The 26,971-nt window shown below is 70.5% G+C and carries 24 protein-coding genes and 1 tRNA gene; 13 read left to right on the plus strand and 12 right to left on the minus strand.

Going from position 1 to position 26,971, the window contains the following annotated elements:
* Window positions 1–49: 49 nt before the first annotated feature.
* Window positions 50–123, plus strand: a tRNA-Thr gene (locus OHA88_RS25945).
* A 483-nt stretch (window positions 124–606) separates the two neighbouring features.
* On the opposite strand, the gene OHA88_RS25950 is transcribed toward OHA88_RS25945, so the two are convergent.
* On the minus strand, window positions 607–1,287 hold the full coding sequence (locus OHA88_RS25950) for a phosphotransferase (protein WP_328627262.1): 681 nt from the start codon (window positions 1,285–1,287) through the stop codon (window positions 607–609).
* Between the two features lie 398 nt (window positions 1,288–1,685).
* On the opposite strand from OHA88_RS25950, the gene OHA88_RS25955 reads away from it, so the two are divergent.
* Window positions 1,686–1,961, plus strand: coding sequence for a hypothetical protein (locus OHA88_RS25955; RefSeq protein ID WP_328627263.1), 276 nt, complete (start codon window positions 1,686–1,688; stop codon window positions 1,959–1,961).
* A 16-nt stretch (window positions 1,962–1,977) separates the two neighbouring features.
* On the opposite strand, the gene OHA88_RS25960 is transcribed toward OHA88_RS25955, so the two are convergent.
* From OHA88_RS25960 to OHA88_RS25970, 3 genes are all read right to left on the minus strand, one after another.
* Window positions 1,978–3,672, minus strand: a complete 1,695-nt coding sequence (locus OHA88_RS25960; protein WP_328627264.1) for a bifunctional 3'-5' exonuclease/DNA polymerase — start codon at window positions 3,670–3,672, stop codon at window positions 1,978–1,980.
* A 156-nt stretch (window positions 3,673–3,828) separates the two neighbouring features.
* Window positions 3,829–5,982, minus strand: coding sequence for an ABC transporter permease (locus OHA88_RS25965; protein ID WP_328627265.1), 2,154 nt, complete (start codon window positions 5,980–5,982; stop codon window positions 3,829–3,831).
* Complete coding sequence (locus tag OHA88_RS25970) at window positions 5,976–6,791, minus strand: ABC transporter ATP-binding protein (protein WP_328627266.1); 816 nt, start codon at window positions 6,789–6,791, stop codon at window positions 5,976–5,978. The genes OHA88_RS25965 and OHA88_RS25970 overlap by 7 nt, the downstream gene beginning before the upstream one ends.
* Window positions 6,792–6,897: 106 nt before the next feature.
* Here OHA88_RS25970 and OHA88_RS25975 point away from each other — a divergent pair, with 106 nt between their 5' ends.
* A complete protein-coding gene (locus OHA88_RS25975) occupies window positions 6,898–8,064 on the plus strand; it encodes a DUF2786 domain-containing protein (RefSeq protein WP_328627267.1) in 1,167 nt (388 codons plus the stop codon).
* A gap of 140 nt (window positions 8,065–8,204) precedes the next feature.
* The gene (locus tag OHA88_RS25980) at window positions 8,205–10,337 is read left to right on the plus strand and encodes an FUSC family protein (RefSeq protein ID WP_328627268.1); all 2,133 of its coding nucleotides are present in this window, start codon (window positions 8,205–8,207) and stop codon (window positions 10,335–10,337) included.
* 73 nt (window positions 10,338–10,410) lie between these two features.
* Here the strand turns inward: OHA88_RS25980 and OHA88_RS25985 are convergent, their stop codons facing one another.
* Complete coding sequence (locus OHA88_RS25985) at window positions 10,411–10,902, minus strand: hypothetical protein (RefSeq protein ID WP_328627269.1); 492 nt, start codon at window positions 10,900–10,902, stop codon at window positions 10,411–10,413.
* Window positions 10,903–11,184: 282 nt separating this feature from the next.
* Between OHA88_RS25985 and OHA88_RS25990 the strand changes: the two genes are divergently transcribed.
* A complete protein-coding gene (locus OHA88_RS25990) occupies window positions 11,185–11,427 on the plus strand; it encodes a DUF397 domain-containing protein (RefSeq protein WP_030972273.1) in 243 nt (80 codons plus the stop codon).
* A gap of 58 nt (window positions 11,428–11,485) precedes the next feature.
* On the opposite strand, the gene OHA88_RS25995 is transcribed toward OHA88_RS25990, so the two are convergent.
* The gene (locus tag OHA88_RS25995) at window positions 11,486–11,989 is read right to left on the minus strand and encodes an ATP-binding protein (RefSeq protein WP_328627270.1); all 504 of its coding nucleotides are present in this window, start codon (window positions 11,987–11,989) and stop codon (window positions 11,486–11,488) included.
* Window positions 11,990–12,316: 327 nt separating this feature from the next.
* On the opposite strand from OHA88_RS25995, the gene OHA88_RS26000 reads away from it, so the two are divergent.
* The 4 genes from OHA88_RS26000 to OHA88_RS26015 all read left to right on the plus strand — a co-directional run bounded on the left by OHA88_RS26000 (window position 12,317) and on the right by OHA88_RS26015 (window position 15,997).
* Window positions 12,317–13,198 (plus strand): helix-turn-helix domain-containing protein, encoded by an 882-nt coding sequence (locus OHA88_RS26000; protein WP_328627271.1) that lies wholly within the window; start codon window positions 12,317–12,319, stop codon window positions 13,196–13,198.
* Between the two features lie 54 nt (window positions 13,199–13,252).
* A complete protein-coding gene (locus tag OHA88_RS26005) occupies window positions 13,253–14,710 on the plus strand; it encodes an aldehyde dehydrogenase family protein (RefSeq protein WP_328627272.1) in 1,458 nt (485 codons plus the stop codon).
* A gap of 103 nt (window positions 14,711–14,813) precedes the next feature.
* Window positions 14,814–15,365: a DinB family protein gene (locus OHA88_RS26010; protein ID WP_328627273.1), complete on the plus strand. Its 552-nt coding sequence runs from the start codon at window positions 14,814–14,816 to the stop codon at window positions 15,363–15,365.
* Between the two features lie 17 nt (window positions 15,366–15,382).
* Complete coding sequence (locus tag OHA88_RS26015; RefSeq protein WP_267004490.1) at window positions 15,383–15,997, plus strand: PadR family transcriptional regulator; 615 nt, start codon at window positions 15,383–15,385, stop codon at window positions 15,995–15,997.
* 17 nt (window positions 15,998–16,014) lie between these two features.
* On the opposite strand, the gene OHA88_RS26020 is transcribed toward OHA88_RS26015, so the two are convergent.
* The 3 genes from OHA88_RS26020 to OHA88_RS26030 all read right to left on the minus strand — a co-directional run bounded on the left by OHA88_RS26020 (window position 16,015) and on the right by OHA88_RS26030 (window position 19,501).
* Complete coding sequence (locus tag OHA88_RS26020; protein WP_326814607.1) at window positions 16,015–17,439, minus strand: glutamate decarboxylase; 1,425 nt, start codon at window positions 17,437–17,439, stop codon at window positions 16,015–16,017.
* A gap of 58 nt (window positions 17,440–17,497) precedes the next feature.
* Complete coding sequence (gene wrbA / locus OHA88_RS26025; RefSeq protein WP_328627274.1) at window positions 17,498–18,121, minus strand: NAD(P)H:quinone oxidoreductase; 624 nt, start codon at window positions 18,119–18,121, stop codon at window positions 17,498–17,500.
* A 102-nt stretch (window positions 18,122–18,223) separates the two neighbouring features.
* Entirely contained in the window at window positions 18,224–19,501 is a 1,278-nt protein-coding gene (locus OHA88_RS26030) for an ion channel protein (RefSeq protein WP_328627275.1), read from the minus strand.
* A gap of 148 nt (window positions 19,502–19,649) precedes the next feature.
* Between OHA88_RS26030 and OHA88_RS26035 the strand changes: the two genes are divergently transcribed.
* The gene (locus tag OHA88_RS26035) at window positions 19,650–20,408 is read left to right on the plus strand and encodes a MerR family transcriptional regulator (RefSeq protein ID WP_328627276.1); all 759 of its coding nucleotides are present in this window, start codon (window positions 19,650–19,652) and stop codon (window positions 20,406–20,408) included.
* 44 nt (window positions 20,409–20,452) lie between these two features.
* On the opposite strand, the gene OHA88_RS26040 is transcribed toward OHA88_RS26035, so the two are convergent.
* Window positions 20,453–20,818: a YbjQ family protein gene (locus tag OHA88_RS26040; RefSeq protein WP_267004495.1), complete on the minus strand. Its 366-nt coding sequence runs from the start codon at window positions 20,816–20,818 to the stop codon at window positions 20,453–20,455.
* 157 nt (window positions 20,819–20,975) lie between these two features.
* Here OHA88_RS26040 and OHA88_RS26045 point away from each other — a divergent pair, with 157 nt between their 5' ends.
* Window positions 20,976–21,689, plus strand: coding sequence for a DedA family protein (locus tag OHA88_RS26045; RefSeq protein ID WP_328627277.1), 714 nt, complete (start codon window positions 20,976–20,978; stop codon window positions 21,687–21,689).
* 25 nt (window positions 21,690–21,714) lie between these two features.
* Here OHA88_RS26045 and OHA88_RS26050 read toward each other — a convergent pair whose 3' ends face one another.
* Together OHA88_RS26050 and OHA88_RS26055 are read right to left on the minus strand one after the other, a co-directional pair.
* Window positions 21,715–23,418: a threonine/serine ThrE exporter family protein gene (locus tag OHA88_RS26050; RefSeq protein ID WP_328627278.1), complete on the minus strand. Its 1,704-nt coding sequence runs from the start codon at window positions 23,416–23,418 to the stop codon at window positions 21,715–21,717.
* 225 nt (window positions 23,419–23,643) lie between these two features.
* Complete coding sequence (locus tag OHA88_RS26055; RefSeq protein WP_003968257.1) at window positions 23,644–24,138, minus strand: inorganic diphosphatase; 495 nt, start codon at window positions 24,136–24,138, stop codon at window positions 23,644–23,646.
* A gap of 86 nt (window positions 24,139–24,224) precedes the next feature.
* Between OHA88_RS26055 and dacB the strand changes: the two genes are divergently transcribed.
* Window positions 24,225–25,730, plus strand: coding sequence for a D-alanyl-D-alanine carboxypeptidase/D-alanyl-D-alanine endopeptidase (gene dacB / locus OHA88_RS26060; protein WP_328627279.1), 1,506 nt, complete (start codon window positions 24,225–24,227; stop codon window positions 25,728–25,730).
* Window positions 25,731–25,779: 49 nt separating this feature from the next.
* Complete coding sequence (locus OHA88_RS26065) at window positions 25,780–26,907, plus strand: zinc-dependent metalloprotease (RefSeq protein WP_267004499.1); 1,128 nt, start codon at window positions 25,780–25,782, stop codon at window positions 26,905–26,907.
* The last annotated feature ends 64 nt before the right edge of the window (window positions 26,908–26,971 follow it).

Consider the following 26,971-nt stretch of genomic DNA (forward strand, 5'->3'; position numbering starts at 1 on the left):
TGTGTAGACTTGGCGACGCCGCTGATCGCACCATGGTGCGACGGGGCGTGCCGCCTTAGCTCAGTTGGCCAGAGCAACGCACTCGTAATGCGTAGGTCTCGGGTTCGAATCCCGAAGGCGGCTCAGAGAAACCCCAGGACTCACTCGCCGTGACCTGGGGTTTTTCCTTTTTTTGGGCTCGGCGTCGACGTCCGGCTCGCTTGTGGCCGCCGCAAGGCGGACAACAGCGACTGATTCTTACCCGCTTCTTCTCTTGACTACGGACAAATAAGGAGGAAGCTAGCTAATACACCAGGCAACCGGTGAGAGCCGCACCGCCGATGAAGACGTTCATCGACCCGAGTGACACCCACCTCGGCCACTGGCTAGGCTCCCGGTAGAGCTACGTATCGGCATCGGAGTCGTCAGCGACGACTGACGCTTACGCACCGATATGGGGCACCGGGGGCCACCGTTTGTGCGGTCCGGATCCCTGGCAGCCCCCAGAACTCGAGCAACCCCAGAACCCACGCGCCGTGATCCGGGGCTTTTTCATGCCCGGGGTCGGCCGCCGGGATCGCGATGGTCTCCGCGCCGGCGGCGGGCCCGGCTCGTGCGTCGAGGGGCTCACCCGGCCAGTTCGCTGATCAGGTCCGCGGCTTCGTCGATGAGGGCCAGTTCGTCCGGGCTCAGGTTCGAGTCCGTCGCGCGGCGCCGCTTGGCCTGGGCGAGGTGGGGAGCGGGGACGCCTCCCTGGTCGGCGAGGTGCGGGAGCAGGGCCCTGAGCAGAGAGCGGGCGCCCGCTGCCGACGGCGATGCGGGGTCCACCGCCACCTGGGCCAGGATCAGCGACGACATGGCCCGGTCCAGGGCCGGCGGGCCTTCCGCGGTGGTCCGCCAGTCGATCACCACCGGGCCGTCGGGCGTCAGCATCACATTGTCCGGGTGCAGGTCGAGGTGGAGGATCCGGTCCTCCGGGTCCTGGGAGACCCTGGCCGGGATCGTGTGCAGGTCGGTGAGGAGGCCGGCGATCATGGCGCCGGCCTCGTCCTCGGCGAGCGCACCGGAGAGCAGCGACTCCAGCATCGTCGGGCCGGTCAGACGTTGCAGCACCAGGTCGGAGGAGGTGGCGGTGGCCGGGCTCGGGCCGAGGCGGGGGACGGGGTAGCCGCACGCCGAGAGGTAGGACATGACGGCGAGTTCCGGTGTGGCATCGCTGCTGTCGCGGTACCGGCGCAGGACCCAGGCCTCGTCGATCGCGTACACGTCGGCAGATCGTCCCGTACCCAGCAGTTGGCCTATTCGCATGAGGGGAACCTACTGGTGCGGTCCTCGGCCGGGGAGATCTCCCACGCATATCGGAGGGGCCCATGACGCGAAGCGAGGAGCGGCCGGGATCTCCTGAAGGTGTCGTGCGCGTGGCTGCGGTGTCGGCAATTCCCCCTGGCCGCCGCGACCGGCGTGGCCGTCGGCGTGGCAGCCGGCGCGCTTGTGCTTGCCGGGCTGACCTCCGGCATCACGTCCGCCGACCTCGCCGTCCCTCGTCCTCCATGGCCCGGTGCCGGGACGAAAGCGTTCCCGGTCCGGGCTTTTTCCGCGGAGTAGCCTGGGAATGTCGAGAACGATCCGTACGCCGGTTCGTCGGTCTGCGTCGTTCCCGGCGCTTCTTTTCTTTCGGCCTGCGCGTTCGAAGGGGGCCGTCTCTTATGGACACCTTGATCATGGCGGCGGTCGTCGTGGCGATGATCGCGCTGACCGTGTTCTTGATTCATCTGCTCAATTCGCGGCACCGGCATCAGCATCTGCGAGCGGTGCATTACGACCACGGTCTGGCCGGGTTCGGCGGGTTCGGGGGGCCGGGCTCGGGCACCGGGCGTGTCGTTCCGCCGGTGGAGACCGTGCAGCCCACGCAGTCCTTGCGGAAGGGAGAGCCCCGGGCGGCCGATCGGCCCGGTGAGTCCGGTTCCGGTTCCGGGGAGTGACCTCTCCTGATCGGCCCTACTTGGCGTCGGAGTAGCGTTCCACGACCGCCGTCGTGAAAGGGAAACGCACCGGTGTCTCGCCGAAGGCGGTCCGCCCGGCCCGTTCCCCGGCCGCCCGGATCGCCTCCACCACCGCGTCCGCCTCTTCCTGGGGGCAGTGCACCATCACCTCGTCGTGCTGGAAGAAGACCAGCTCGGCCCGGAGACCGGCGGCCGTCAGGGACTGGCGCAGCGCGGCCAGGAACAGCAGTGCCCAGTCCGCGGCACTGCCCTGCACCACGAAGTTGCGGGTGAAGCGGCCCCGCGCGCGGGCGTTCGACGAGGCGTAGCCCGGGGTGAAGCCGCCGTCGCCGGACGACTGCTCGTCGCTCTCCTGCGGGATACCCGCCTCGTCGTCGTCCCCGCTTCCGGCGGCCGGCGGGCTGGTTCTGCCCAGCCACGTCCGTACGAGACGCCCCTCCTCGCCCTCCTTCGCCGCGTCGTCGACATACGCCACGGCCAGCGGGAACCGGCGCCGCAGCGCCGCCAGATTCTTCAGGCCGTCGCCCGACGTCTGGCCGTAGATCGCACCCAGCAGCGCGAGCTTGGCATGCTCGCGGTCGCCGTGGAACGCGCGGTCCGACAGTGCCGTGTAGAGGTCGCCGTCGTGGCCCGCCACCTCCATCAGGCCGTGGTCGCGGGAGATCGCGGCCAGGACCCTCGGCTCCATCTGATCGGCGTCCGCGACGACCAGCCGCCAGCCGTCGTCGGCGACGACCGCCTGCCGGATCACCTTGGGGATCTGCAGCGCCCCGCCGCCGTTGGTCGTCCAGCGGCCGCTGACCGTGCCGCCCGGCTGGTACTCGGGGCGGAACCGGCCGTCCCGCACCCAGTCCTGGAGCCAGCTCCAGCCGTGCGCCGTCCAGATCCGGTACAGCTTCTTGTACTGGATCAGTGGCTCGACCGCCGGATGGTCCAGCTCCTCCAGCTCCCAGCGGCGCGTCGACTTCACCTTGATGCCGGCCTGCGCGAACGCCTTCACCACGTCGGCGGGGAGGTCCGGGCGGACACGGCGGCCGAACGCCGCCGACACCTCGTCGGCCAGCTCGGCCAGTCTGCGGGGTTCGCCGCCGCCGGCGTAACGGTCGCCCAGCAGGTCGTGCAGCACTTCCCGGTGCACGTCGGCCCGCCAGGGCAGGCCGGCCCGGTTCATCTCCGCGGCGACCAGCATGCCGGCCGACTCGGCGGCCGTCAGCAGGCGCATCCTGCCGGGGTGCGCGGTGGCGTCGTGGCGGCGCAACTGTTCCGCGTAGACCTGGAGGAGCGCCTCGAACGGGATGTCCGTGCCGGACGGCGGCTCGAAAAGGGAGGACTGCGAGCCGGGTTCGGCGGACCGGGACGGGGGATCCGGAGGCACGGGGGCGTTACGGAGGCGGGCATGGGCGGCCGCGGCGGAGCGCGGCTCGCCCAGCCGTCCCTCGTGTGCGAGGAGGAGTGACTCGGCGACCTCGATGTCGTAGCAGCGGCTCACCCGTACGCCCGCTGCGAGCAGGCGTGGGTAGATCTCGGCGGTCGACCGCCACACCCAGCGGGTGACGTCCGGGCGGGAGCGGACGGCCTCCACCAGGTCGGGCTCGGTGTGGAACGGGGCCGCGGGCAGGCCCGTGGGGGCCAGCGGGGCGAGGTGGGCTCCGCCGGTCTCTGTGGCGGTCAGAGCCCAGCGCTCGGTCATGGGTTTGAGTTTGGCAGGTGGGACTGACAGTGGGGGTGGGGCCGTGCGGGGCGGCTGCGCGGTCCCACCCCGCCTCTTCCCGAAATCCGGGGGATCTGCCCCCACCTGCCCCAGTCCTCAATCGCCTGACGGGCCGAGGGGGTGGGGAGCGGCGGTTCACCCGTGTCGAACGGCCTTCGGCGCCATGGCCGCCGCCACCGCGACCACTGCACACGCCCCGGCCGCACCCCCCACCACCGGCCACTGGACCGCCACCGTGACCGGCGCGGACAGCGTGGCCAGCGCGGCGCCGAGTCCGGCCAGATTCACCGCGGTCACGGCCATGCCGAGCACCGCGCCGAGTCCCACGGCGAACAGCGTCTCCCCGGCGACGACCCCGAGCACCTGTGGCCGGGTGGCCCCGGCCAGTCGCAGTGCGTTCAGCTCCGCGGACCGCACGGACCCGGCCATCAGCAGGGTGTTGGCGAGCGCGAGCGCCGTGTACACGAGCGCGATGCCCAGCACCACGATCAGGCCGAGCCGCGTCTGCGGGCTCGTGCGCGGATGGGTCGCGGCCAGCCACTGATCCGTCGACCGCACCGTCCTCCCGGTGCCCTGCAGGACGGCCGTGACCGCCGCCCTGTCCGCGCCGGGGGCGAGGCGTACGTCGATCCGGTCCACCGGAGCCGTCGGCGCGTTCGCCGCCGTGACGTACACCCCATTGTTCCCCGTCCCGATGGCCAGTACCGCCGCGATCCGCAGTGACACCGGCCGCCCGTCGCCGAGCCACACCCGTACCGTCGCGCCGACCGCGCGCTGCTCCCACTCCTCGTTCACGACGATCGAGCGGTCGTCGAGATCGCGCAGGTCGCCCGCCACCACCGGCAGCCGCTCGACGGCCGCCAGAGTCCTCGCGTCGTCGACCGCCCGCGCCTGCGATCTGATGACGGCGGTGCCCTCCTCCCGTACGAAGACCGCGGTCGACGCCGAAGCGGACAGCATCGCCCCGGGAACCGGCCGCGCCTTCAAGTCCTCCAAGCCCTTCAGGTGCTCGCCCGTCACGACCAGATCGGCCCGGGTGTGTTCGCGCGCCTCGGCAGCCTTCGCCTGCGACACCGTCGTCGCGGCGCCCAGCACCGAACCGGCCAGCGCCACCGTGATCAGTACAGGAGCGGCCACCGCGGCGGTGCGGCGCAGGGACGCTGCCGTATTCGCCCGTACGAGCATCCCTGTTGCCCCGGGAAGACGGAGCAGCCGGGTCAACGGGCGTACGAGCAGCGGCGCGAGCAGGGCCGCGGCCGTGATCAGCACCATCGGCTGGGTGGTGTACGTCTTCCGTTTCAGCAGCCCGGACGCGTCCGTGACCAGCGATTTCGTCATCAGGAACGCGGCGCCGGCGAGCAGCGCGAAACCCAGCAACCGGCGTACGGGCGGCAGGACGCCCATATCGACGTCGGCCTCGCGCAACGCCTCGGCCGGGCCGGTTCTGCCCGCTCGTCGCGACGCCGCCCATACGCCCGCCAGCGCCACGGCCGGGCCGGTCCAGAAGGCCACGTGCAGCGGCCAGGCCACGGGGCGGATGGTGAACCAGGAGGGTGCCGCCTCGCCGTCGACCAGCAGTTGCGCGAGATGCGGTGCGCCCCAGTGGCCCAGCGCGCACCCGGCCGCCGAGGCGAGCGTGCCGACCACGGCCGCCTCCGTCAGCAGCAGCCGCCGCAGCTGGCCGGGGGTGGCGCCCGCCGTGCGCAGCAGGCCGAACTCGCGGCGGCGCAGTGCCACCGTGAACGCGAACGTCGATGCGACGACGAAGACCGAGACGAATGCGGTGATGCCGCCCGCCGTGCCGAGCAGGGCGTTCACGGTCAGCAGCGCCTCGGCGTCCCGCTCCGTCGCAGGGTCGGCGCGGCGGCGGTCGTCGCCGGTGAGGACCTGGGCGCGGTCGCCGACGACGCGGCGTACCTCGGAGACGGGGGCGTCCACGCCGACGGCGTCCGGGCCGCCGCTGCCGGTTGCCTGCCCGGCCAGGGTCACCGGGCCGAGCGCCCGAAGGTCGTCCAGGAGTTCGTTGTCCACAGGCTGTGGATGAGCCAGTCGCCGCGTGACCTGCGCGGTGGACGCTCCGCGTCGCACCGGCACGGTCAGCGTGTCGGTGCCCATCACCACCACCCGGGAGGCGGCGAACCGTTGGGGCTCACGGTCGGGGGCGTCGAACGTCGAGGCCAGTCCCAGCCCCATCGTCGCGATCAGCCCGACGCCGAGCGCGAGGGCGACGAACGTGCCGATGAGGGCGGTCCAGCGGGTCCGCAGCGCGGCCAGGGCGACGGTCAGCACGACGCCGCCTCCGTGTGAGCGGGAAGGACGGGGGCCGTCCGGCCGGAGATCTTCCGCCGGGTGTCTGTTCGTCCTGTCGCCGTCCAGGTCGCGATGCGTTCCGCGGTGAGGCCGGTCAGGTCGTCCGCCACCTGCCCGTCGACCAGGAAGACCACCCGGTCCGCATACGCCGCCGCCACCGGATCGTGCGTGACCATCACGATCGTCTGCCGTTCCCGGTCGACGAGTTCGCGCAGCATCACCAGCACCTGCCGGCTCGTCCCGGTGTCCAGCGCGCCGGTGGGTTCGTCGCCGAAGAGCACCGCGGGCCGGGTGATCAGCGCCCGCGCCAGCGCCACCCGTTGCTGCTGGCCGCCGGAGAGTTCGGTGGGCCGGTGGTCCGCCCGGTCGGCGAGCCCGACCCGGGCGAGCGAGGCGCGTACGTCGGTACGGGACGGGCGGCGGCCGGCCAGTCGCAGCGGCAGCGCGACGTTCTGGGCGGCCGTCAGCGAAGGGACCAGGTTGAACGACTGGAAGACGAAGCCGATCCGGTCCCGGCGCAGCAGGGTCAGTCGGCGCTCACTCAGCCCGGTCAGCTCCGTACCGCCCACCTCGACGGTGCCGGATGTCGGCCGGTCGAGTCCGGCTGCGCAGTGCAGGAGCGTCGATTTGCCGGAGCCGGACGGTCCCATGACGGCGGTGAACGTGCCGGGGCGGATGGTGAGGTCGATGCCGCGGAGGGCGTCGACGTCTCCGTGGGCGCGTCGTACGGAGCGGAGCCGCACGGCGTCGGCGGCATCGGTGGGGTCGGTCGCGGGGGCGGAAGTCATGGTTTCGATCGAACCGTGGCAGGGCCCGCCGGACACGACCACCAGAACCCGTCTCCGGGGTAGGGCCAGGCATACCCCGGAGCCCGGCCCTGCCTACCCTGACCTCATGGAACCGGTGATCGACCAGGCATTCGCGGCAGCCCTCTACTCGGACGGCGACGCCGCTCTCGACACCGGTGCCTCCCTTCTCGCCGCCGATCCGACGGCGGATGCGGAACTGTTCCGGCGCGGCGAGGAGTTCGTCCGGCGTGCCTGGGAGCGAGGCTGGCAGCCCGCCGACGTCGTGCGGATCGTCCGCCGCGAACTCGACGAGACGGGGGCCGGCCTCGCCGCCGACCTGATCACCACGGAGACCGGACGGTACGAGCAGTTGCCGTCCCGCTGGCGGTCCCAGCTCGCCGAGCTTCCCGCGCCGCCGCCGCGGAACCGGCCCGACCGGTTCTCGTACGCCTCCGCCCTGCTCGGTCTCTACCGGCTGCTGCTCCGGCTCCCCGCGATCGAACCGGTCGGCCCGCCGCCCGGCGCCCCCGGCCACCGGCTCCGTCTGCCGCCCGCCCACGACGAACCCCGCATGCTGACCCGGATCCGCGCCCTGCTCGCGAAGGCGGAGGCGACTGGTTTCCCGGAGGAGGCGGAGGCCCTGACCACCAAGGCGCAGGAGCTGATGGCCCGGCACTCCATCGACGAGGCCCTTCTTGCCGCGCGTACGCACAACAAGGAGGCGCCGGGCGCCTGCCGGATCGGGGTCGATGCCCCGTACGAGACGGCGAAGGCGATCCTGCTCGACGCCGTCGCCTCGGCCAACCGCTGCCGCGCGGTGTGGAACAGCGACCTCGGCTTCTCGACGGTCGTCGGCTTCGAACCGGACCTGGAGGCCGTGGAGTTGCTCTACACCTCCCTGCTGGTCCAGGGCACGGCGGCGATGGCGAAGGCCGAGGCGGGACAGCGGGCCGGCGGACGCAAGCGGACCAAGACGTTCCGTCAATCCTTCCTGATGGCGTACGTCCAGCGACTGGGCGCTCGTCTCGCGGCCGACACCGCCCGGGTGACCGCGGCCTCGGTCTCGGAGGAGGGGGCTGCCGCCGGCGATCTGCTCCCGGTTCTTGCGGCGCGGGACGTGGCGGTCACGGACGCCGCGGACCGGATGTTCCCGGAGACGACGAGCACCCGGGTGCGCGGAGTGTCCGACGGCGAGGGCTGGGCGCACGGTACGGCCGCCGCCGACCGGGCCCGGATGGGTGAGCGGAGGCCGGGCATCGACGGTTCCCGGTAGAGGTGGGCGCGAACGTGACACCTCGCAGCCGGGTGCCACGTCCGTGAGCGGGGGACGGTGTACCTGCTCCCGAGGTGGCGTCCGGAGAGTCGCTATGACCGAAAAGTTCCGATGGTGGGCATTCCGGTTAGGCTCGGGGCATGAGCTGGCTCCGGGCGCTGAAGGAGACCGCCCGCTCGGGGTTGAAGATCGAGCGGCGGCGCCTCGAACCGCTCATCGCGATCCGCGGTGCCGCCGGCCTCGCCCTGGTGATCGGGGTCGGACTCGCCTTCTTCGGGCCGGTGGTCGCCGCCAGCTCCGCGTTCGGCGCGTTCCAGGCGGCCATCGCCACGTTCCAGCGCAGCTGGCGCCCCAGGCCGGTCCTCGCCCTGGTCTCCGGCGCGAGTCTCGCCGTATCGACGTTCCTCGGTTATCTCACCGGTTCCCACGTCCTGCTGTTCATGGCCCTGCTCGTGCTCTGGACGTTCGTGGCCGGGCTGGCCTGGGCGGCGGGGCCGACGGCCGGCATCATCGCGTCGTCCAACGTCGCGATCATGTTGGTCACGATCACCCTGCCCACCTCCGTCGCCGAGGCTGCCCTGCACGGCACGATGATCGCGTTCGGCGGCGTGGTCCAGGCGACGCTGATCGTCCTCTTTCCGGTACGCAGATGGGGCGCCCAGCGCGACGCCCTCGCCGACGCGCTGGCGGCCGAGGCCGACTACGCCCGCAGACTGCGCCACGACCCGGTGGCCGAATTCGACCCGGTCCCGCTGATGACGGCCCGCAGTGCCGCCGCCGTCACCCCGCGCCAGGCCCGCCGCCGCCCGGCCGAACTGCGCGGCTCCCGCGGCGTGGCCGAACGGATCAGACCGGTGCTCGCCTCACTCGCCGACCCGGGGACGGGCGTCCCGGACGAAGGTCCCGAACGGGACCGGGTCCGCGAACTCCTGGCCGCCGCCGGATCCGTACTGGACGCGGCGGCCTGTGCGATCCGTCACGGCGACCCGGTGCGGCTCGCCGCCCCCGCCGTCGCGACCCTGAAGACCCCTGACACGAGGGAGCTTCTCGGCGGCCCGGCCCGCCGGGCCGCCGACCGTCTCGGCGTGCTGCTCGCCGATGTCATCGAGACGGCCGAGGGTGAGGGCACGAAGGAGGAGCGGGCCGAGGCCACCGAAACCGCCGACGCGATCGCCCCGCACCGCCGCCGCCCCACCCTGCTGCGACTGGTCCCCGTCGTCCTGAGGTCGATGCGTGCCGAGATGCGCCCCGGTTCGCCGATCCTCCGGCACGCCGTCCGGGTCGCCGTCGTCGTCGCCGTCGGCTATCTCCTCGGCGCCGCGCTGCCGTTCGGGCACGGCTACTGGGCGCCGATGGCCGCCGTCATGGTGATGCGGCCCGAGTTCTCCCAGACGTACGCACGTTCCGTGGCCCGGTTCGGCGGCACCGTCGTCGGGGTCTTCCTCGCCACCGCCATCGTCCAGGCCGCCCACCCCGGCGTGGGTCTCGCCGCCGTCCTCGCCGTCGTCTGCGCCCTGCTGATGTACCTGCTGATGCGCACCGGCTACGCGGTCGCCCAGGCCTGCATCTCCGCGTACGTCGTCTTCCTGCTCGGCATGGCCGGCGAGGACTGGTCGCAGACCGTACTCGAACGCGTCGTCCTCACCCTCGTCGGCGGGCTGCTCGCGATGGTCTCGTACGCCGTCTACCCGGCCTGGGAGACCCCACGGCTCCGCAACCGGCTGGGTGACTGGCTGGCCTCCGGCGGGCGGTACGCCGCCTCCGTCGTCGACCAGTACGCCGACCCGGCGGAACGGGGCCGCGACGACGTCCGGGCCGCACTCCTCGCCACCCGCGAGGCCCGCATCGCCTGGCAGGAAGCGGTCGCGACCGCCCAGCACGAACCGGTGCGCAACCGCGGTCTGTCCCGCGCCGCCGCCGACGACACCCAGCACGCGCTCGCCCAGTTCAGCCGCGCGGCCATGCTGATGGAGGCTCACCTGCCGGAGGGCGGCGCCACCCCCGTACCCGCTGCCGCACACTTCGCCGACGCGCTGCGCGGTACCACCGAGAAGGGCGCGCAGGACGTGCGGGAGCGTCGCGTACCGCGCTGGGACGCGGTCCGTGAGGCGCTCGCGCAGTGGGACGAGGAGGACCGCATGCACGGGCAGGCGGCCAATCCGGTCGTGCGGAACGGGGTCGATCTGCTGCTGGAAACCCTGGAGGAGTTCTCCCGGGGCCTGGACGACTCCACGGCCGGCTCGGCCGGAGCCCGCAGTGCCGGACGGAACTGAACGACGGACCGTCCGGCACTGCCCCGTACGCAGTCCTGCTTCAGGGGCTCGGCCCTGTCCCGGTGACGGGCACTCAGGGGGTGGGCAGGCCCGGCAGCCCCGTCGGCAGCGCACCCGGATCGGTCTTGGCCAGGGTGTCCTTGCCGCCGGCGTCCCACGACACGGTGATCGTCTTGCCGTTGTTGGACTCGATCGATCCCATGGTGCGGTCGGTGTTGCCGTCGGTGCACTTCAGCTCCAGCATCACCTTGCCCATGTCCTTCACCTCGCCCGAGCAGACGTGGGCGTCGGCGACGAGCGCCGCCTTCCCGGATGCGACGGACAGGGCGACGGCCTTGCCGTCGGTCAGCCCGGCCCAGGTGCCCTCCAGCGCCGAGGCGTCGGCGGCGGAACCGCTGTCGCCACTGTCCCCGGAATCGCTGCCGCCACCGGTCGCCGACGCCTGTCCGCCGGTGGCGTCCTTGCCCGAATCGCTCTTCGCGCTGTCGCTGCCGCAACCGGTCAGAGTGACTGCGGCGACCAGACCCGCGACGAGGACGGCGCCGGTGCGTACGAGATTCTGCACGTGAAATTCCCCCTTGTTGACGAAAGACCGCGCAAAACTACCAGGGAGCATGGAGCGGATCACGGGTCGACCCATGGCGCAACTTCCGGCCAACTGCGCGGAGCGGGAGCCAAATAGACGGTCCGTTCGTCCATCTCCTGTGAGGGCGGGAAGACGGGGAAGGTAAAGCTGTAATCAAAGGAACACCCCGCGTGCACGTGCATCTGCTCATGCATAGGCATATGAACACAGCTATGATCCGAGACAGTTGACACTTGCACCTTGCAACTCGGGGAGCGTCCTGTGCACCACGTGTACAACGGCATGGCGGCCACAGAGCTTCGCGGAGTCGTCTGGCAGAAGAGCAGACACAGCAACTCCCAAGGATCTTGCGTGGAGTTCGCAAAACTGCCCGACGGGGATGTGGCGATGCGGAATTCACGCCATCCCGACGGGCCCGCCCTGGTCTATACGCCGGCCGAGATAGAGGCGTTGCTGCTCGGCGTGAAGGACGGGGAGTTCGACCACCTGATAGCGGAAAACTGACCGTCGCGGCCGCGCGCGCGAGCCTGCGCCCCGCAAACTGGCCCGGGGCTCGTTTGCGTCACGCGTCGCCGGACAGCCTGAACAGCGCCCAGACCACCTTGCCGCGCGGCGCCGACGCGCCCGCCGACGGGTTCTCCGCGCCCGGCACGGGGGACGGATGCCAGCCCCAGCTGTCGCTGAACGACTCCACCAGGAACAGTCCCCGGCCCGACTCCGCGGAGTCCGCGGCCTCGGCGGCGACAGGGCTCTCCTGGCTGGGGTCGCGCACCGCGCACACCAGTCGCGAGGTCCAGCGCATCAGGTGCAGCCGTACGGGAGGGTCCTGGGGGTCTCTCGGGGCGTCCGCCGGCAGTGCGTGCCGCAGGGCGTTGGTGACGAGTTCGGAGACGACGAGCGCGACATCGTCGAAGCGGTCGCTCAGCTCCCACCGGTTCAGCGTCGCCCTGGTGAACTGCCTGGCCCCGCCCACGGCTTCGTACCGGGCCGGAAGGGTGCAGGTGGCTGATCCGGAGACGGCTGAGGGATCGATGGGGGGAAGCCCCTGCCGTAACGGCTCGAGCATCGTCGATCCATTCGTCCCCATGCGAGGCACTCCCGGGATTCGCGGCTGTAGCGGTACTGCGGTGGTACAGCGGCACAACACGAACGAGCACGCAGGTGCGCGGGGTCCATGGTTCCGAATGCGCTGAGCAGATGCAAGGGCAGATGCACGTGCACGCGCCGGACCTGTCCGATCCCGTGCCGGTTCTTGGTCATTTCTTCCTGCGGGCAGTTTCATGGCTTTCTGGAAGTCTTCTCATTTCCGTAATCGAATGAGTACGGGCTGAAGCGTTTTGATGGCAGAATCCGGCTCTTGGGGTTCAGGGGGAGCCCCGATGCCCAGGAAGCGATGGGGAGGGTTGGACCAGTGGCGGCAGGCGAGTCGAGTGGATCTGTGGTGCGGCGCATCCTGCTGGGCTCACAGCTCAGGCGGCTGCGCGACTCGCGCGGCATCACCCGCGAGGTGGCCGGCTACTCCATCCGGGCTTCCGAATCGAAGATCAGCCGCATGGAGTTGGGACGGGTGAGCTTCAAGGCCAGGGACGTCGAGGACCTGCTCACGCTCTACGGCGTCACGGACGAGGCGGAGCGCGACTCCCTGCTCGGCCTGGCCCGCGAGGCCAATGTGGCGGGGTGGTGGCACAGTTACGGAGATGTGCTGCCCGGCTGGTTCCAGACCTACATCGGTCTGGAGGGGGCGGCCTCGCTCATCCGGATCTACGAAGTCCAGTTCGTTCACGGTCTGTTGCAGACCGAGGCCTACGCCCATGCCGTCGTCTCCCGTGGCATGCGCGGCGCCCCCGCAGCCGAGATCGACCGCCGGGTCGCGCTCCGGCTGGAGCGGCAGAAGGTCCTCGTCTCCGAACGGGCGCCGCGCTTCCACGCGGTGCTGGACGAGGCCGCGCTGCGCCGCCCGTACGGCGAACGTGAAGTGATGCGGGCGCAATTGCGGCATCTGATCGAAATGTCGGAGCAGCCGAACATCACGCTTCAGGTGATGCCCTTCAGTTTTGGCGGGCACGCGGGCGAGAGCGGTTCCTTTACGATGCTGAGTTTTCCGGAATCCGATCTGTCGGACATTGTCTATTTGGAGCAGCTGACAAGTGCGCTCTATCTGGACAAGCGCGAGGAAGTCGCGCAGTACGAAAAGGCCATGGCGCGGCTCCATCAGGACAGCCCTGGGCCCGAAGAGAGCCGTGATCTGCTCCGCGGCCTGCTCCAACTGACCTGAGACATCAGTACGATGACGCCTCAACAGGAGTCTGCACCTGCAGTAAGGGATCGCATGTCCTTCTTCAATGAGCTGGCCAACCAGTACATCGACGGTGAGTGGCGGACCGGTACCGGCTCCTGGGACATCATCGATTTCAATCCGTACAACGGCGAAAAGCTCGCCGCGATCACCGTCGCCACCGCGCAGGAGGTCGACGAGGCCTATCGCGCCGCCGAGCGCGCCCAGCGGATCTGGGCCGACACCAATCCGTACGAACGCCGCCTCGTCCTCGAACGCGCCCTGCGCATCACCGATGAACTCACCGAGGACATCATCGGCGCGATCATCGACGAACTGGGCGGCACCCGGCTCAAGGCGGAGTACGAGATCCGCTGCGCCAAGGACTTCCTGCGCGAGGCGATCCAGCAGGCGCTGCGCCCCGAGGGCCGGATCCTGCCGTCCCCGGTGGACGGCAAGGAGAACCGCGTCTACCGGCTGCCCGTCGGCGTCATAGGCGTGATAAGCCCCTTCAACTTCCCCTTCCTGGTGACGATGAAGTCGGTCGCCCCGGCTCTGGCGCTCGGCAACGCGGTCGTCATCAAGCCCAACCAGAACGCCCCCGTGGTCGGCGGCGGACTGATCGCCAAGATCTTCGAGGAGGCCGGGCTGCCCGCCGGACTGCTCAACGTCCTGGTCACCGACATCGCGGAGATCGGCGACGCGCTCATAGCGCACCCCGTGCCCAAGGTGATCTCCTTCGCCGGCTCGGACCGGGTCGGCCGCCATGTCGGCGCGACCGCCGGCGGGCTCTTCAAGCGGGCCGTCCTCGAACTCAGCGGCAACAGCGCCCTGGTGGTGCTGGACGACGCAGACATCGACTACGCGGTCGACGCGGCGGTCTTCAGCCGCTTCGTCTACCAGGGGCAGGTCTGCATGGCCGCCAACCGCATCCTGGTGGACCGCTCCGTCGCGCCGGAGTTCACCGAGAAGTTCGTCGCCAAGGTGGCCGCGCTCAGGACCGGCGACCCGCGGGATCCGGCCACCCAGATCGGCCCCGTCATCAACACCTTCCAGGCCGACGCGCTGACCGCCCTGGTCGACCAGGCGATCGCGGAAGGCGCCACGGCGCTCGTGCGGGGCCGCACCCACGGCAATCTCGTCGAGCCGACCGTCCTCGCCGGGCTGCCGGACGACTCCCCGCTGCTGGCCCAGGAGATCTTCGGCCCGGTGGCGCTGCTGATGACGTTCGACGGCGAGGAGGACGCCGTACGGATCGCCAACGACTCCCCGTACGGACTGAGCGGCGCCGTGCACACGGCCGACGCGGAACGCGGGGTGCGGTTCGCGAAGCGCATCGTCACCGGGATGTTCCACGTGAACGACTCCACCATCCAGGACGACCCGCTGGTGGCCTTCGGCGGCGAGAAGTTCTCCGGATCCGGACGGCTGAACGGCGATGCCACCGTGGAGGCGTTCACCACCCAGAAGTGGATCTCGATCCAGCACGGGCGGACCGAATTCTCGCTCTGATGCCTGCCTGTTGAGGACGGAAGCTGTCCGCAAGGGTCCGTAGCTTGGTCGGTGTCAGGAAGACACCGGGCGCAAGCCCGAACGGTTCCGAAGGGCGGACACCATGGTCACTCACGTTCCCGCAGAGGCCCACGGCGACGAGCGCGGCGCGCTCCTCTCCTTCGTCGAGGCGCAGCGCGGCGCGATCCGGCGCTCGCTGATCGGGCTGACCGAGGAGCAGGCGGCGAGCCGGCCCAGCGCCGGCGAACTCTCCCTCTCCGGGCTGCTCAAGCATGTCGCCGAGACCGAGTTGAACTGGTTGCGTCTCGCTCAGCAGCGCCCCAATGAGAAGGCCCGCACCGAGGAGACGTGGGCGGACAGCTTCCGGCTGGTCGGGGACGAGACCGTCCCGCAGATGCTGGAGTTCTGGGCGAAGGTCGCGGCGGAGACCGAGGAGTTCATCCACTCGGTGGAGAGCATGAACGACACGTTCCCGCTGCCCGAGGCGCCCTGGTTCCCGGAGGACGAGAAGTGCTCGATGCGCTGGCTGCTGGTCCATCTCGTCGAGGAGATCGCCCGGCACGCCGGGCATGCCGACATCATCCGGGAGTCCCTGGACGGCCGTACCGCGTTCGAGCTGATCGCGCAGGAGGCGGGCTACCCTAGTCAAAGTTGAATAGGAAGGGTGAGTCGATGTCCGCGATCCGGCTGCTGGTCCTCGGTGCCGTGCGGCAGCACGGCCGGGCGCACGGCTATCAGGTCCGCAACGACCTGGAGTACTGGGGCGCCCACGAGTGGTCCAACGCCAAGCCGGGCTCGATCTACCACGCCCTGAAGCAGATGGCGAAGCAAGGGCTGCTGGTCGCCCATGAGACCGCTCCGAGCACCGCGGGCGGCCCGCCCCGCACCGAGTACGAGATCACCGAGCGGGGCACCGAGGAGTACCTCGCGCTGCTGCGCGCGGCGCTGACCGCGTACGACCAGAAGATGGACGTGCTGTCGGCGGGCATCGGCTTCATCGTCGACCTGGAGCGGTCCGAGGCGGTCGCGCTGCTGCGGGAGCGGGTGGCCGGGCTGGCGGCCTGGCGGGCCTCGGTCACCGAGTACTACACGCCGGAGGACGGGCCCGAGTCGCTGGGCCACATCGGCGAGATCATGAACATGTGGGTCCACTCGGCGGACGCCGGGGCCGAGTGGACGAGGGAGCTGATCACACGGATCGAGGGCGGCGCGTACACCTTCGCGGGGGAGGGTGATCCGTTCGTCGGCGTACTCGCCGAGGGCGAGGAGAACCCGTACGGCCGGTAGCCCGCCGGCGTGCCCCGTCAGTGGTGGAAGGCCGTCGCGACCTCCCGGTCATGACTCAACGGGTGCCGCTGGCTGCGCAGTTCGGGCAGCAGCAGGCGGAGGTCCTCCAGGAGCAGTTCCGCGAGGTCCGAGGAGAAACCGTTGCGGCACACCACCCGGAGCACCGAAAGATCCTGCCGGTTGGCGGGGAAGGTGTACGCGGGCACCAGCCAGCCGTGCTCGCGCAGCCGCCGCGACACGTCGAAGACGTCGTACGCCTGCACTTCGGGGGCGGTGGTCAGGGCGAAGACAGGCAACTCCTCGCCCCTGGTGAGGAGTTGGAAGTCGCCCAGCTTCTCGATCTGTGCGGCGAGCCCGCTCGCCACATCGCGGGAGGCCTGCTGAACGGCGCGGTAGCCGTCCCGGCCCAGCCGCAGGAAGCAGTAGTACTGCGCCACCACCTGCGCGCCGGGCCGGGAGAAGTTCAGCGCGAAGGTCGGCATGTCGCCGCCCAGGTAGTTGACCCGGAAGACGAGCTCCTCGGGGAGATCCGCGGGCGAGCGCCACAGCACCCAGCCGACGCCCGGGTAGACCAGACCGTATTTGTGCCCGGAGGTGTTGATGGACGACACCCGGGGAAGCCGGAAGTCCCACACCAGGTCCTCGTCCAGGAACGGCGCCACCATCGCACCGGACGCGCCGTCGACATGGACGGGGATGTCGAGGCCGGTGCGTTCCTGCAGGGCGTCCAGGGCCGCGCAGAGGTCGGCGATGGGCTCGTACGAACCGTCGAAGGTGGAGCCCAGGATCCCGACCACGCCGATGGTGTTCTCGTCGCAGAGTTCGGCGGCGGCCTGCGGGTCGAGATGGAAACGGCCGCCCTCCATCGGGACCTGCCGGGCCTCGACCTCCCAGAAATTGCAGAACTTGTCCCAGCAGACCTGCACATTGATGCCCATGACCAGATTGGGCTTGGCGCTCGCCGGGTAGCGGTCGGCGTTCCTGGCCGCCCAGCGGCGTTTGAGCGCCAGGCCGGCGAGCATGCAGGCCTCGCTGGAGCCGGTGGTCGAACAGCCCACCGTCGTCGAGGGGTCGGGCGCGTTCCACAGGTCGGCGAGCATCGCCACACAGCGGCGTTCCAGCTCGGCGGTGCGCGGGTACTCGTCCTTGTCGATCATGTTCTTGTCCCGGCACTCGCCCATCAGCACCCCGGCCTCGGGCTCCATCCAGGTGGTGACGAAGGTGGCTAGATTGAGCCGGGAGTTTCCGTCGAGCATCAGCTCGTCATGGACCAGGCCGTACGCGGTCGAGGGCGGCAGCGGTCCGTCGGGCAGCCGGTGCCGCGGCGGCGCGGACGTCATCCCGACCGTCGGATCCGCCTCCCCGAAGAACGGGTTGAAGGCACGCCTGCGCCGCTCTTTGGACGGTTCCTTCTCGTGGTTCGAACCCTTGTGGAGAGGCATCGGCGGACAGTCCTTCTCAGCTCGTGGCGGTGATGACGGTGGCGGTGGCCTGCTCGGTTCAGCTCCCGGACGCGAGGCCGGACTTGATGGCGCGGGTGAACTTCACGACCCGCTCGGCCTGCACCCGGGCCGCGGTCAGGGTCTGCTCACCGACCGGGATGTCACCCTGCCCGGCGACGTGCGAGGTGCCGTACGGATTGCCGTCGACGAACTTCGTCGGGTCCGTGTAACCGGGGGCGACGAGGATGCCGCCGAAGTGATGGATCGAGTTGTAGAGCGCCAACAGCGTGGACTCCTGACCGCCGTGCGCGGTGCTGGTGGAGGTGAAGCCGCTGTAGACCTTGTCCGCGAGCTGACCCGCCTGCCAGAGGGCGCCCAGCCGGTCCAGGAACTCCTTGAGCTGGGCGGCGACATTGCCGAACCGGGTCGGCGACCCGAAAATCACGGCATCCGCCCAGATCACGTCGTCCTTCGAGGCCTCGGCGATGCCGGCGGTCGCCTTCGCGTTGGCGGCCCAGGCCGGGTTGGAGTCGATGGCCGCCTGCGGCGCGAGCTCAACCGTCTTGCGCAGCCGCACCTCCGCGCCGGCCTTCTCGGCGCTCTCCGCAATGGTCTTGGCGATGGTCGCGACGGTGCCGGTGGCGGAGTAGTAGACGACGGCGACGTGGACAGGCATGGGCATACGGGAACCTCCGACGGGCAGACCGGGACGTGGCCATACGAATGTGACGATACGGACAACTGTCGCGACCGGCGCGTCGGACAGGCACGGTGCGGGTCCGGTTCACCTCAGTGGTGTGCCGTCCTCGTGGAGCTGCATCTGCGGCCGCCCGGTCACCAGCAGCCAGCCCGGCAGCGAGGCGACGCACAGAAGCGGCAGCACGGCCGCGTCGCTGACCAGCACCGCCGCCGTGAACAGGCTCAACCAGCCCTGCCGGGTGATGGCGAGCAGAACCCCCAGCACCGCGCACGGCACCGCGAGCGCCGGCGGCACCGTGTCGACCGCGGCATGGGCGCACACCCCGAGCGCTACGCCGACGAACACAGCAGGGAAGATCCGGCCGCCCCGGAAGCCGCAGGTCGCGGCGGTCACCAGCGCGGCCGTCTTCACCGCCGCCATGGCGGCGAACTGGCCGGCCGACCAGCCGTTCGGATCGGCGCCGAGCTCCTTCACCTCGTCCAGTCCCTTGAAGAGCGTGAGATGCCCGCCGAGTGCGCCGAGCAGACCGAGCACCAGACCGCCGCAGGTCAGCATCAGGACCGGATGACGCAGTGTGCGAAAGGCGCGGTGCACGTACGGGAACGCGTACACCGCCGCCAGTCCGAGCAGCGCCGCGGCCGACGTGATCACGACCGACGAGAGCAGATCGCCCCAGTGCGGGCCGGGGTACGGCGGCAGTGACAGGCCGAAGCTGGGGTGGGCCAGCAGCGACATGGTGAGTGCCCCCGCGGCGCCCGCCGCGAGCGGACCGAAGAGCCGGTCCCAGAGTGCGCCCGGCGTGCCCCCGTCGGCCGCGAGCGACTCGGAGAGGATCAGGGCCGCGGCGATCGGGGTGCCGAACAGCGCGCCGATGGTGCCGGCCGAGGCGAGCGCGATCCACAGGGCGGCCGGAGTCCGTGGGGCGACCCGGCGGCCCAGCCAGAAGGTGAGCGCGATATTGGCGGCGGTGATCGGGTTCTCGGGCCCCAGGCTGACCCCGCCGGCCAGCGCCAGGACCGTCACGACCAGCAGCCCGGGGATGACGTCCGGCGGCAGGGGCGGATCGACCAGCCCGGTGGTGGCCGGGTCGGGTCCGGCGTGACCGTGCACCGTACGGATGACCAGGCCGGTCGCGAGGCCGGTGGCAGTGAGCATCACGATCATCCACAGCGAGGAGTACCTGCCGATGGAGAGCGCCTCGGGAAGCGTCTCCCAGAGCACGTCCTGGAACTGCTCCGCGACGAGACTGATGCCGAGCAGGACGAGCGCCGACGCCACACCCACGACCAGGGCGGGCACGATGAGAAGCAGCAGCCGACGTGCGGAGGCGGACTCGGCGAGCGCGGGGGAGTCGGAGACCATCGGCTCACCCTAGCGACGCAAAAGCCGCATAATTCGCCGATCGGATCCAGGTGTGAGGGCAATTCGGGCTTGCACCTCACGTCACGTCAGGGCTCAGGCTCGGACACGTACCGACGTACAGAGCGAAGAGAAGAAGGGGCGGGGAACCGTGGATCACTCCGTGGGGCAGGTCGCCGGTTTCGCCGGAGTCACGGTGCGCACACTGCACCACTACGACGGCATCGGACTGCTCTCGCCCAGCGGGCGCAGCCACGCGGGCCACCGGCGCTACGACGACGGCGACCTCGACCGGCTGCAGCAGATCCTGTTCTACCGGGAGCTCGGCTTCCCGCTCGAAGAGATCGCGGTGCTGCTCGACGACCCGGACGCGGATCCGCAGGACCATCTGCGCCGCCAGCACGCTTTGCTGTCCGGCCGGATCGCCGAGCTCCAGAAGATGGCCGCCGCCGTCGAAACAGCCATGGAGGCACGGAAGATGGGCATCAATCTCACGCCCGAGGAGAAGTTCGAGGTCTTCGGGGCCAAGGACCCGGAGGAGCACGCGGAGGAGGCCGAGCGCCGCTGGGGCGGAACGGCCACGTACGCGGAGTCGCAGCGCCGGGTGGCCCGCTACACCAAGGACGACTGGAAGCGGATGCAGGCCGAGGTCGCCGCATGGGGCGAGGCGTACAGCGCTGTGATGGAGGCGGGCGAGCCGGCCGGCTCGGAGGCCGCGACGGAGCTGGCCGAGGCGCACCGGCTCCACATCTCCACATGGTTCTACGAATGCACCTACGAGATCCACCGCGGGCTCGGCGAGATGTACGTGTGCGAACCGCAGTTCCGCGCGTACTACGAATCGATCCGGCCCGGTCTGGCCGAGCACCTCCGGGACGCGATCGACGCCAACGCGGAGCGCCGGGCGTAACTCCCTGAACGGGGGCCGAAGGCGCCTCGGCCCCCGTCGGGCGGTCAGGTCTTGCTGATCACTGCCGCCGTGCCGTACGCACAGACCTCCGTGCCCACATCTGCCGCCTCCGTCACATCGAAGCGCATCATCAGCACCGCATTGGCGCCGCGGGCCATGGCCTGCTCGACGAGCCGCTCCATGGCCTGGTTGCGGGTGGCGACGAGGGTCTTGGTCAGCCCCTTCAGCTCGCCGCCGATCATCGACTTCAGCCCGGCGCCGATCTGGCTGCCGAGGTGACGCGAGCGCACCGTCAGGCCGAACACCTCACCGATCACCTGGGTCACCTGGTAGCCGGGGACGTCATTGGTGGTGACGACCAGAACCTCGGACCGCGCGGTCTGACCGCCGCCGTAATCTTCAATGCCCATCGTGTGGCACCTCCTGGGGACAGCTTTGTCCCGGTTCACCCCCTGTGCATCCTCGCGGCATCCTCGCGTGGGCCACTGGAACCCGGAGGCGCCTTGTGGCGTTGATAGCTTTGGGCGGCCACGCAGCCACCATCGACCGATCCTGGAGCCCGGACCCTTGAATACGCTTGCGCTCGGACCGAGCTGGCTGGACCCGGACCATCTCATCGGGCAGTTCGGCCTGCTCGGTGTGCTGGTCATCGTCTTCGCCGAGTCCGGGCTGCTGATCGGTTTCTTCCTGCCCGGTGACTCCCTGCTGTTCACCACGGGCCTTCTGGTGACGACGGACAAGCTGCACACCCCGCTGTGGCTGGTCTGCGTCCTGGTGGCGCTGGCGGCGATCATCGGCGACCAGGTGGGCTATCTCTTCGGCCGCAAGGTCGGCCCGTCGCTCTTCAAGCGGCCGGACTCCCGCCTCTTCAAGCAGGAGAACGTCGAGAAGGCCCACGAATTCTTCGAGAAGTACGGTCCGAAGTCGCTGATCCTGGCCCGCTTCGTGCCCGTCGTGCGTACGTTCACGCCGATCATCGCCGGTGTGAGCCGGATGAACTACCGCTCGTTCATCACGTTCAACATCATCGGCGGCGTGCTCTGGGGCGTCGGCGTCACACTGCTCGGTGCCGGGCTCGGCCAGATCGAGTTCGTCCGCAAGAACATCGAGGCGATGCTCGTCCTGATCGTGCTGATCTCGGTGGTGCCGATCGCGATCGAGTTCCTGCGCGCCCGCAGCAAGGCGAAGAAGGAAGCGGCCGCCCAGGGCGAGGGCCGGGACCAGATCGCCGGAGGCGGCAGCCCGGCTCCGGGCCAGCGCGGCCGCCACGCCAAGCGCTGACCCGACTGGGTACCGGCAGAGGGCGTCAGAAGCCGCGCGTCCGCTTGGCCGCGCGGCGGTTCGCCCCGCCGACCGCTCCCGGCACCCGCATGAACAGCCGGGAGATCTCGCTCCCCAGGTTCACCCCGATCGCGATGGCCAGCGCCGTCGCCACCGCGGTCGACAGCGAGGCGAGCCCCCGGTCCAGCTCGTTCTGCGCGACACCCAGCAGACCGAAGTACGTGGCCGAACCAGGCAGCAGCGGACCGATCGCCGCCGTGATGAACGGCAGCGACGAGGTGTACCGGTACCGCGAGAACAGCTGCCCGAAGAGCCCCACCAGACCCGCCGCCACCGCCGTCGCCGCCACCGGCGAGATACCGGCGGTCCGGGCCATCGCCCCGTAGATCACCCAGGCCACACCGCCGTTGAGGGTCACCGCGAGCACCGTGGACCGTTCCTGCTGGAGCAGGATCGCGAAGGCGAAACAGAGCGCCATCGACGCCAGGATCTGCACCACCGGCCGGTCGTGGGCCACGAACCGCTCCTCCGGATTGAGCTGGGCGCCCAGCTGCACCCCCAGATACAGGACCAGCAGCACACCGGTGACGATGGCGATGAAGAAGTACATGACTTCGAGGAGCCGGGCCGCCGCGGTGATGTAGTAGCCGGTCAGACCGTCCTGGACGCCCGCCACCAGAGCCCGCCCGGGCAGCAGGGCGAACAGCCCACCGGTGATGACGGCGGACGGCCGGATGCCCGTCGAGTGGGTCAGGGTCAGTGCGACCCCTATCGCGGCCGGAGGCATCGCCGCCACCACGAACTGGTAGAACTCCGGCATCCCGCGCCCCGCGAAGAGCCAGGCGAGCCGGTCGCCGAGCATCGCGCCGGCCGCCGCCACCACGAAGACCAGCGCGTTGCCGCCGACCAGCACCGACGCCGCACCGGCCAGCCCGCCGCCGGCCAGCGTCAGCACCCAGCCGGGGTACGGATGCCGGTTGCGCCGGATCTCGGCGAGCCGCCGGTACGCCTCCTCCAGGGAGACCTCGACATCCTCGGTGGTGATGTCGTCGACGAGCCGGAAGACGGCCGCCAGCCGGGTGTAGTCGGTGCCGCGGCGGCGTACGGTGCGGCTCGCCGTCACCGGATCGTCGACCAGCGACGGCTGGTGCGAGATCGACAGCAGGGTGAAGGTGACCGTCGGCTCGCAGCGGTCGAGACCGTAACTGCGGGTCACCGCGAACATCGCGGCCTCGACGTCCTCCGCGCCCTCGCCGCCCGCGAGCAGCAACTCCCCGATACGCAAGGTCAGGTCGAGCACGCGCGGCACCGCGGGACCCGCTTCGTCCGGCTTCTGCACCGGCTCGGGCGCCGGCCGCTCGGCGACGGGCATCCGCAGCATCGTGCGCATCCGGTCCTGCCAGGGGGCCTCCTTGGTCAGCTGGACCATCGGAATGCCGTGCGCCGGGGTGAAAGCGGGCGGCGACTGCCTGGCGCCGTGGGTGCGCGGCGGGGCGAACGCGGAACCGATCGTGTCCGAGCCGCTGCCCGAACCCGATCCGGAGCCGGAAGCGGAACCTGTGCCAGGTGGCTCGGGCGTCAGACCGGCCGGAATGGCGAACTCCGAGGTGGGATGGTCGTCCTCCGACGGAGTCGCGGACTTCCCCACCCCCTCCGGCGGGACGAAGGCGCTGCGCGCCTCGTCGGACTGGGGCTTCTGGTCCTCAGGACCGCCCTGTTCCGCCACCACTCGACCTCGCTCCTTCTTGGCTGCGCGTCTTCGGTTGCGCTTGTGCCCAGTATGGGCACGGACATGGGTGCACACGCGAAACGGGCGGCACACCGGTGAAAGGTGTGCCGCCCGTTCCTTGCGCGGAACTGCAAACGGACCTTGCGCTGGACCGTACGGACCGTGCGCAGGACCGCATACGTAATCGGCGTCGAGCCTGTCCGACGACTGCGGGGACCGCAGGCGTCAGTGCGCGCCGCCCTGCGCCTCAAGGCGCTTGTAGGAGGCCTCGATCTCGGCCTCCGCCTCGGCGCGGCCGACCCAGTCGGCGCCCTCGACGGACTTGCCGGGCTCCAGGTCCTTGTAGACCTCGAAGAAGTGCTGGATCTCCAGGCGGTCGAACTCCGACACGTGGTGGATGTCGCGCAGGTGCTCCACCCGGGGGTCGGAGGCCGGGACGCACAGCAGCTTGTCGTCGCCGCCGGCCTCGTCCGTCATGCGGAACATGCCGATGGCGCGGCACTTGATGAGGCAGCCGGGGAAGGTCGGCTCGTCCAGGATGACCAGCGCGTCCAGCGGGTCGCCGTCCTCGCCGAGGGTGTTCTCGACGAAGCCGTAGTCCGCCGGGTAGCTGGTCGAGGTGAAGAGTCGACGGTCCAGGCGGATCCGACCGGTCTCGTGGTCCACCTCGTACTTGTTCCGCGAACCCTTCGGGATCTCGATGGTGACGTCGAACTCCACGGGTGGCTCCTCCATGATCAACACATACGACTGGTGATTAAGTGTCCCCCACGGAGATGTGTGCTCGCGAAAGGGGCTGGTCAACGGTGGCCGAGCCGGTGAAAAGACCGTCGATCAATCCGTTGAAAGCGTTCCGCGGGCCGACCGGAGCGGCCCGCCTGAACAAGTTGCACGGACTGAGCAACTGGCAGTTCACGGCAGGCTCCGCCGTCCTCGGCCTGGCGCTCGCAGCCGGCGCCGTCCTCGCCGCCGGTCCCTGGGACTCGGGTCAGCGTAAGGCCGAGCAGGAGTGGGCGGCCGCCAGGAGCCGTACAGGTGGTGCACATCACGAGGCCGCCGCACCGTCAGGACCGGCCCCGGCCCCCAGTGCCCCGGCGGTCCTCGCGGGTCTGAGCACCGGGGTCGACAAGTCCGCCCCGGATGCCCCGGACGCCCCGGACGGAGCAACGGCCGACCTCCGGGACACCCTCACCCCGTTGCTGAACGCCTCCTCGCTCGGCACGGTCCGTACCGCCGTCGTCATCGACACCGCCACCGGCAAGCGGCTGTACGGGAAGGGCGCCGACACCGCCATGACGCCCGCCTCCACGATCAAGATCGCCAGCAGCGTCGCCGCGCTCTCCGCCCTCGGCCCCGGACACCGCATCGCCACGACGGTCCAGGCGTCCCCGGACTCCCGCAGCCTCACCCTCGTCGGCGGTGGCGACCCCACGCTCGACAAGGCGGCGCTGCGCGAGCTGGCCGCGGACACCGTGCACGCGCTGCGCGACCGCGGCATCGACACCGTCCGGCTCGCGTACGACACGTCCCGGTACTCCGGCCCCGCACTGCACCCGATCGGCCCCAACGAGAACATCGCCCCGGTCAGCGCCCTGATGGTGGACGAGGGGCGGCTCGACGGTACGGACCGCGGACCCGCCCCGCGCAGTGGCGACCCGGCCGGTGACGCCGCCCGCGCCTTCGCCGGACTGCTGAACGACGCGGGCATCGACACCGGGTCCGGCCCGGTGTCCGGCCGCCCGGCCGCCAAGTCGCGGCCCGTCGCCAAGCACCTCTCCGACCCGCTCTCCGCCCTTGTCGAACGAGCCCTGACCAACAGCGACAACGACATCGCCGAGGCGCTGGCCCGGCAGACCGCCCTGGCCACGGGCAAACCTGCCGACTTCGACGGCGGCCGACGGGCCGTCACCGCGCAGCTGAAGAAGCTGCATCTGCCGCTGGACGGCGCAACGTTCGCCGACGGCAGCGGACTGAACCGGCAGGACAAGGTCACCGCCGGGCTGCTGGCCGGGCTGCTGGCCCGCGCCGCCGACCCGGACCATCCCGAACTGCGCCCCGTCCTCACCGGCCTCCCGGTGGCCGGCTTCAGCGGCACCCTCAGCAAGCGGTACACCGAGACATCGCGCGGCACCGGCCTGATCCGCGCCAAGACCGGCACCCTCACCGGGGTGAACACCCTCGCCGGGACCGTCGTCGACGGGCAGGGGCGACTGCTCGCCTTCGCCTTCATGGCATCCGGTACGACCTCGCCGTCCGAGGCCCAGTCCTCGCTCGACGCCCTAGCCGCGAGCCTCGCCGCCCGCACCCGATGAGCCGGTCAAGAGCTCACCGCGGAGCGACCCGAGCACGTACGGTTGACGCATGACGAGCATCGGTGGTGCCGAGATGGTCGACTGGAATCTGGCGGTTGCGACCGCGACCCGGCTTGTACGGCCGGGCCCCGACATCAGCCGCGAGGAGGCCCGCGAAGTCGTCGCGGAGCTCCGCCGGCATGCCAAGTCCGCGGAGGAGCACGTCCGCTCCTTCACGCGGATGATCCCCGAGGGGACCGAACCGGAGGACACCCCGGTCCTGGTCGTCGACCGGGCCGGCTGGATCAGGGCGAACGTCGCGGGCTTCCGCGAACTGCTCCGCCCCCTCCTGGAGAAGATGCAGGACCGGCGCGGCAACAGCCCCGGCGGCGCCGTACTCGGCGCGGTCGGCGGCAAGGTCACCGGTGTCGAACTGGGCATGCTGCTGTCGTTCCTGGCCTCCCGGGTGCTCGGCCAGTACGAGACGTTCGCCCCGGCCGGCCGCGACCTCCCGGCCTCGGCCAACGGGGGTGGCAGGCTCCTGCTCGTCGCCCCGAACATCGTCCACGTCGAGCGTGAACTGGAGGTCGACCCGCACGACTTCCGGCTCTGGGTCGCACTCCACGAGGAGACCCACCGCACCCAGTTCACCGGTGTGCCGTGGCTCCGCGACCACCTGCAGGGTGAGATCCAGTCATTCCTCGACGAGACCGACGTCGACCCGATGACCGTGCTGGAACGGCTCCGTGAGGCCGCCCAGTCGCTCGCCGGCGGCCGGCCCGAGGGCGAGGAGGGCGAGGACCGCAGCCTCGTCGAGATCGTCCAGACCCCTGCCCAGCGTGAGATCCTCGGCCGGCTCACCGCCGTGATGTCCCTGCTCGAAGGGCACGCCGACTATGTGATGGACGGCGTCGGCCCCGAGGTCGTGTCCTCCGTCGGTGAGATCCGGGAGAAGTTCCAGCAGCGCCGGGCACGCGGCGCCTCGCGGCTCGACCAGGCGCTGCGCAAGCTCCTCGGCCTCGACGCCAAACTGCGCCAGTACCGGGACGGCGAACGGTTCGTACGCGCCGTGGTCGACGAGGTCGGGATGGACGGCTTCAACCGGGTCTGGACGTCCCCGAACACCCTCCCCACCAAGGCCGAGATCGCCGCCCCGGCCGACTGGATCGCGAGGGTGCACCGTAAGGCAGAGTCGTGATCATGAGGCGGCCGACGGGGGAAGACGACAGAAGTACGCGCCGGTAATCACCCATCCGAGGGAC

The organism is Streptomyces sp. NBC_00353, from assembly GCF_036108815.1.
Classification (GTDB): Bacteria; Actinomycetota; Actinomycetes; order Streptomycetales; family Streptomycetaceae; genus Streptomyces.